The organism is Nevskia sp. (genome assembly GCF_023266035.1).
Taxonomy (GTDB): Bacteria; Pseudomonadota; Gammaproteobacteria; order Nevskiales; family Nevskiaceae; genus Nevskia.
This window is the reverse complement of record NZ_JAHFRY010000189.1, coordinates 1-6,050: the sequence shown is the minus strand read 5'-3', so window position 1 is coordinate 6,050 and position 6,050 is coordinate 1. Positions and strand designations below refer to the sequence as shown.

General features: G+C 66.2%; 6 protein-coding genes and 1 pseudogene. 5 read left to right on the top strand and 2 right to left on the bottom strand.

Annotated features, from left to right (window positions below; translation table 11 throughout):
- Window positions 1-228, bottom strand: a pseudogene (locus Q0D45_RS20245) (sterol desaturase family protein); the annotation flags it as partial.
- 112 nt (window positions 229-340) lie between these two features.
- On the opposite strand from Q0D45_RS20245, the gene Q0D45_RS20240 reads away from it, so the two are divergent.
- On the top strand, window positions 341-1,351 hold the full coding sequence (locus tag Q0D45_RS20240; protein ID WP_293397340.1) for an AraC family transcriptional regulator: 1,011 nt from the start codon (window positions 341-343) through the stop codon (window positions 1,349-1,351).
- On the opposite strand, the gene Q0D45_RS20235 is transcribed toward Q0D45_RS20240, so the two are convergent.
- Window positions 1,348-2,601, bottom strand: a complete 1,254-nt coding sequence (locus tag Q0D45_RS20235) for an FAD/NAD(P)-binding oxidoreductase (RefSeq protein WP_293397337.1) — start codon at window positions 2,599-2,601, stop codon at window positions 1,348-1,350. The genes Q0D45_RS20240 and Q0D45_RS20235 overlap by 4 nt on opposite strands.
- Before the next feature lie 109 nt (window positions 2,602-2,710).
- Here Q0D45_RS20235 and Q0D45_RS20230 point away from each other — a divergent pair, with 109 nt between their 5' ends.
- The 4 genes from Q0D45_RS20230 to Q0D45_RS20215 form a co-directional block, all read left to right on the top strand.
- Window positions 2,711-3,406, top strand: coding sequence for an MBL fold metallo-hydrolase (locus Q0D45_RS20230; RefSeq protein ID WP_293397334.1), 696 nt, complete (start codon window positions 2,711-2,713; stop codon window positions 3,404-3,406).
- Between the two features lie 4 nt (window positions 3,407-3,410).
- Complete coding sequence (gene sulP, locus Q0D45_RS20225) at window positions 3,411-5,189, top strand: SulP family inorganic anion transporter (protein WP_293397331.1); 1,779 nt, start codon at window positions 3,411-3,413, stop codon at window positions 5,187-5,189.
- Window positions 5,186-5,632, top strand: coding sequence for a YeeE/YedE family protein (locus Q0D45_RS20220; protein ID WP_293397328.1), 447 nt, complete (start codon window positions 5,186-5,188; stop codon window positions 5,630-5,632). Before sulP ends, Q0D45_RS20220 begins: the two co-directional genes overlap by 4 nt.
- On the top strand, window positions 5,629-6,050 hold a 422-nt coding region (locus Q0D45_RS20215; RefSeq protein ID WP_293397325.1), incomplete at its 3' end, for a YeeE/YedE family protein. The genes Q0D45_RS20220 and Q0D45_RS20215, both read left to right, overlap by 4 nt.

Here is a 6,050-nt window from a genome sequence, read left to right as displayed (position 1 = left end):
CGCCGCCGTGATCAGCGCATGGGCGATCACTTCGAAGATCTGGTACGCGCCGCCGAGCATCAGGTTGGCGACGATCTCCTGGCCGTTGAACGGCGCCCGCTGGCCGCGGCCGCGCATCACCTGCCATTCGATCGCGAAGGCGATCAGGAACAGCGGCGTCATCGCCGTCAGCACCACTTGTTTCCAGTCGATGTGCGGGCCGAACATCGAGTTGATCAGGTCCATCATCGCGGTCTCCTCCAACTTCTTGTTTGAGCAGATTGTCCGCTGGTCCGGCTTGCGCCGATTGATCGCTCGCCGCCATTCTTTTGATCTTTCACGCCAAGGCGGCTGCGCGACGATGATCATCCTGCAGGGCCATGTGTCCGCGACTTACGTGCGCCTGCTGCACGAATACCTGGCGGCGCGCGGCCGTGATGCCGTGGCCGTGCTCGGCGAATCAGCACCTGCCGCCGATGCCGGCGGACTGGTCCGGGTGCCGGTCACGCATTGGGCGGCGCTGCTGGCGAAAGCCGATGCCGCGCTCGGCGAACCTGCGCTTGGATTGGCAGTGGGTGCGCGCATCCAGCCAGCGCATTTCGGCCTGCTCGGCTATCTGACCTTGTGCTGCGCAACCCTGGCCGAAGCCTTGGGCAGAGTCGCCGAGTACGAGCGTCTGGTCTACGACGTCAATCCGGGCACCGTGCGGCTCGATACCGAAGGCGTGACCCTGGAATGGGGCGAAGCTCGCGGTCGACCGGGGCAGCTGGTCGACGAATGCGCGATCGCCGCCCTGGTCGCCTATGCCCGCAACATCACCGCGCTGCCGATGGCTGCACCGCTGGCCGTGTCGTTCATCAATCCGGCGCCGGCTGATCTGGCGCCGTATCGCGCTTTCTTCGGCTGCGAGGTGCGCTTCAACGCGCCGACCACGATCATCCGCCTGCCTGCCGCGATGCTTGCCGCGCCGCTGCGCCAACCGGACGAAGCCTTGCGTGCCCTACTCGATACGCAGGCGCGGACACTGCTGGGGAAGCTGCCGCCAGTCGATGATTTCGAGCGTCGCCTGCGGGAAACGATCGCCGCGGCGCTGCGCGATGGTGACGCCAGCCTCGCCGCCTGCGCGCAACGGCTGCATTGCTCGTCACGGACCCTGCAGCGCCGGCTCGATGCCGCTGGCACCGGTTTTCAGACCGCGCTCGATGACACTCGACGCGGTCTGGCCGAAGCCTGGCTCGCCGATCCACACCTGAAGCTGGCCGAAGTCGCGCAGCTGCTCGGCTACACCGATCAGGCCGCGTTCACGCGGGCGTTCCAGCGCTGGACCAGCCTCGCGCCGGGCCAGTGGCGCCGGCAGCAATTGAATCGCTAGGGAACGAGCGCCGGCACTGCTTCCGGATAATCGCGCTTGCGGTGCCAGTCCGGCCCCGGCGTGCCGCGCAGCATCTGCTCCCAGTACAGATAGGGCAGGTAGTACTTCTTCAACCACCAGTAGCGGCGGCGTGGAATGCGCGGATCGCTGGCGAAGCTGGGCGTGACCACGCCGTCGTAACTGAACTCCGCCAGCATGATCTTGCCGCGCGAGGTGGTCAGCGGGCAGGACGCGTAACCGTCGTAACGCGCTTCTTCGCCCGAGCCGCCGAGCGCACGCAGCAAATTGGCGACCAGCACCGGCGCCTGGGCGCGGACGGCAGCGGCGGTCTTCGAGTTCGGCGTCGTCGTGCAGTCGCCGAGGCCCCAGACGTTGGCGTACTGGCTATGCCGCAGCGTCTGCTTGTCGACTGCTACCCAACCGGACGCATCGGCGAGCGGGCTGGTCTTGATGAAATCCGGGGCCGACTGCGGCGGCACCACGTGCAGGAAGTCGAAGCCGAATTCGATCTTGGTGCGGGCATCGGCCGGGCCGGTTTCGAACACGGCGCGCTTGCCCGCGCCGTCGACGGCGACCAGGTTGTGGTTATAGCGCGGCGTGATGCCGTACTGGGCGACGACTTCGCTCAGCGCCTTGGCGTAGAACGGCACGCCGAACATCGACGGGCCCGGCGTGTGGAAGCTGACATCGACCTTCAAGCCATTGCGGCGAAAGTGATCGGCGGCCAGATACATCGCTTTCTGCGGCGCACCGGCGCATTTGATCGGCATCGCCGGCTGGGTGAACAGCGCCACGCCGCCACGCAGCGCCCGAATGCTTTGCCAGGTGTATGAGGCCAGATCAAAACGGTAATTGCTCGACACGCCGTTCTGTCCCAAGGTGGCGTTCAGGCCTTCGATCTTCTGCCAGTCGAGCTGCAGGCCGGCGGCGACGACCAGATGGTCGTAGCCGAGCTTGCGGCCATCGTCGAGCAGCACTTCGCTGGCGGCCGGATCGAAGCCGGCGGCGCGGGCGCGGACCCATTCGACGCCGGGCGGAATCAGGTCGGCGATCGGCCTGCGGGTCTTGTCGATGTCGTAGGCGCCGCCGCCGACCAGCGTCCAGGCCGGCTGGTAGTAGTGATGTTCGGAGGGCTCGACGATCGTCACTTTCAAGGCCGGACGTGCTTTGCGCAGCATCGCCGCAACGGTGATGCCGGCGGCACCGCCGCCGACGATCAGTACGGCGCCGCTGTTGGAGGTTTGCGTCATGGAGTGCTCCGCCCGGAACGGGCTTGAGGGAAACAAGGACCCAATCCTATAATCAGCTTATGGAATAACGTTATAACTTATACATCTAAATAAATAGCTCGAGACCATCATGCTTTTCCGCCAGTTCTTCGATCCCGTATCGAGCACCTATACCTACCTGCTGGCTTCGGGTCAGGGCCGCGAAGCGCTGATCATCGATCCGGTGAAAGAGCAGACGCAGCACTATCTCACTGCGCTCAATGACCTGGACCTGAAGCTGATCCGCGCCATCGACACCCACACCCACGCCGACCACATTACCGCGCTCGGCGATCTGCGCGATGCCACCGGTTGCGTGACCATCATGGGCGAATTCACCAAGGCGAGTTGCGTGTCCGAGCAGATTCGCGAAGGCGAGACGATCCGCATCGATGGCATTCGTCTGCAAGCGCTGTACACGCCCGGCCATACCGATGAATCGTTCAGCTTCGTGCTCGATCCCGCCAGACCCCGCGCCGTATTTACCGGCGATGTGCTGCTGATCCGCGGCAGCGGCCGCACCGATTTCCAGGGCGGCAACCCGCACAAGAGCTGGGATTCGATCGTCAACAAATTGTTCCGGCTGCCGGACGAAGTGACCGTCTACCCAGCCCATGACTACAAGGGCTGGAACGCTTCATCGATCGGCGAGGAAAAGCGCCACAACCCGCGTCTGGCCGGCAAGACCGAAGGCGAGTACGTGGCGATCATGAACGGCCTGAATCTGCCCAACCCGAAGATGATGGACATCGCCGTGCCAGCCAACCTCGCCTGCGGAAACGCTTGAGCCGGTGAGCACCACGACGCGGCGCAAGCCAGGGCGAGGACTGCTGCCGCTGCTCGATGATCTGCGTAGTGGCAACCGCGCGCAGTTCACCCAGGACGGCCTCGCCGGGACGATCACCGCGATCCTGCTGATCCCCCAGGCGCTGGCCTATGCCCTGCTGGCCGGCCTGCCGCCGGAAGTCGGCCTGTATGCCAGCGTGCTGCCGGTGCTGGTCTACGCGCTGCTCGGCTCCAGCCGCACGCTTGCGGTCGGGCCGGTCGCAGTCGCGGCGGTGATGGTCGCGGCGGCGCTGACGCCGTATGCCGGCGGCGATCCGGCGAAAACCTTAAGCGGCGCGCTGATCCTGTCGGCGCTGTCCGGCGCGATCCTGCTGGCGATGGCCGCACTCCGTCTGGGCTGGCTGACCCACTTCATCAGCCATCCGGTGCTGGCCGGCTTCACCACCGGCGCGGCGCTGTTCATCATCGGCACCCAGCTGTCGGGCCTGAGCGGCATTCCGGTGCCGCGCGAGCTGCATCTCGACGGCATCGTCACCACGCTGATTTCAAAGGCGGCGCTGCTCGATCCCGAAACGCTGATCTTCGGTCTGAGCACTATCGCGCTGCTGCTGGCCGCGCGTGGCCCGCTGGTTACCTTGATCAGCAAGGCGGGCCTCAAACGCGAAAGCGCGGTGATTGTCGGCCGCACCGCGCCGCTGCTGCTGGTGATCGCGGCGACTCTGATCTCGGCCTTGTTCGATGCCCAGGGCCGCTGGGGCGTCGCCGTGGTCGGCACCATTCCGCAAGGCATTCCGGCGCTGTCGCTGGATTTCCTCAAGCAGGACGGCTGGCGGGTGCTGCTGGCGCCGGCGGCGATGATCGCGGTGATCGGCTACGTCGAAAGCATTTCCGTGGCCAAGGCGCTGGCGTTCCGGCGCAACGAGAAGATCGACCCGGACCAGGAACTGATGGCACTCGGCGCGACCAATCTGATCGCCGCCTGCGCCGGCGCGATGCCGGTGGCCGGCGGCTTCGCCCGTTCGATGGTCAACTTCGATGCCGGTGCGCGCACCCAGCTCGCGGCCGTCATCACCGCGCTGTGGGTGGCGCTGGCGGCGGCGCTGTTCACCGGCCTGCTGGCCAGCCTGCCGAAAGCGGTGCTGGCGGCGATCATCGTCGTCGCCGTCTGGCAGCTGGTCGACTTCAAGCATCTGCGCCACACCTGGCGCTATGACCGCGGTGATGGCGCAGCCCAGGCGGCGACCATTGCCGGTGTGCTGCTGGCCGGCGTCGAGACCGGCCTGATGATCGGCGCCGGTCTGTCGCTGCTGCTGTTCCTGTATCGCACCAGCCGGCCGCACATCGCCGTGGTCGGCCAGCTCGGCGCCACCGAGCACTTCCGCAACGTGCGCCGCTTTGAGGTCCGCACCTGGCCCGGCGTGGTCATGCTGCGAATCGACGAAACCCTGTATTTCGCCAATGCGCCGAGAGTGGAATCCGAACTGCAGGCGCACATCGTCGAGGCTGACCGGCCGCACGACGTGGTGCTGATCATGTCCGGCGTCGCCTATGTCGATACCAGCGGCCTGGAAGTGCTGGAGACGCTGGAGCAGGCGCTGAGACAAGCTGGCGGCCGACTGCATCTGGCCGAGGTCAAGGGCCCGGTGATGGACCGCCTCGCCGGCACCGATCTGCTCGCACGGCTCGGCACAGAACGCGTGCACCTGTCGGCCCACGATGCCGCGCGGGCCATCGAGCATCATTGCCCCATCTTTCCCCAACCGGTTCCGGAGCTGATTCGATGAATGTGCTTGTTGATCCCGACGCCTGGCTGCGCGCTGTCGGCGGCGGCCTGCTGATCGGCCTCGCGGCTGGCCTGATGATCGTCTTCAACGGCCGCATCGCGGGTGTCAGCGGCGTGCTCGGCGGTCTGGTGTTTGATCGCAACGGCGGCGAACGCCGCTGGCGGACGATGTTCCTCGGCGGCATGGTCATCGGCGCTGCCGCCTTGACCGCGTTCGCGACTTCGCTGCCAGTGCCGCAACTGCAGACCGGCTGGCTCGGCATGGCCGCTGCCGGCCTGATCGTCGGCTACGGCACTCGCATGGGTTCGGGCTGCACATCGGGGCATGGCGTCTGCGGCATCGCGCGCTTATCGACGCGCTCGATCCTGGCGACGGTCACCTTCATGGCCTTCGGCGCGATCACCGTCTACCTGATCCGTCATCTGCTTGGAGGCCCGGCATGAAGATCGCACTGATCGCCCTGCTCTCGGGCCTGTTGTTCGGTGCCGGCCTTGCCCTTGGCGGCATGACCGATCCGGCCAAGGTTGCGTCGTTTCTCGACGTCGCCGGCCAATGGGATCCGTCGCTCGGTTTCGTCATGGGTTCGGCGCTGCTGATCACCTTCCCGGTGTTCTGGTGGGTGCGGCGCAGCCAGCGGCCGCTGTTCGCCGCGCGCTTTCAGCTGCCGACCAAACGCGACATCGACCGCCCCCTGCTGCTCGGTGCGGTGCTGTTCGGCATCGGCTGGGGCATCGCCGGCCTGTGCCCGGGCCCGGCGATCGCCAACCTCGCTTCCGGCTCGCCGCAAGTGCTGTTGTTCGTGATGATGATGATCGGCGGCATGTGGCTGTGCGATCGAACTTCAGGCAGGTCCGTCAAATG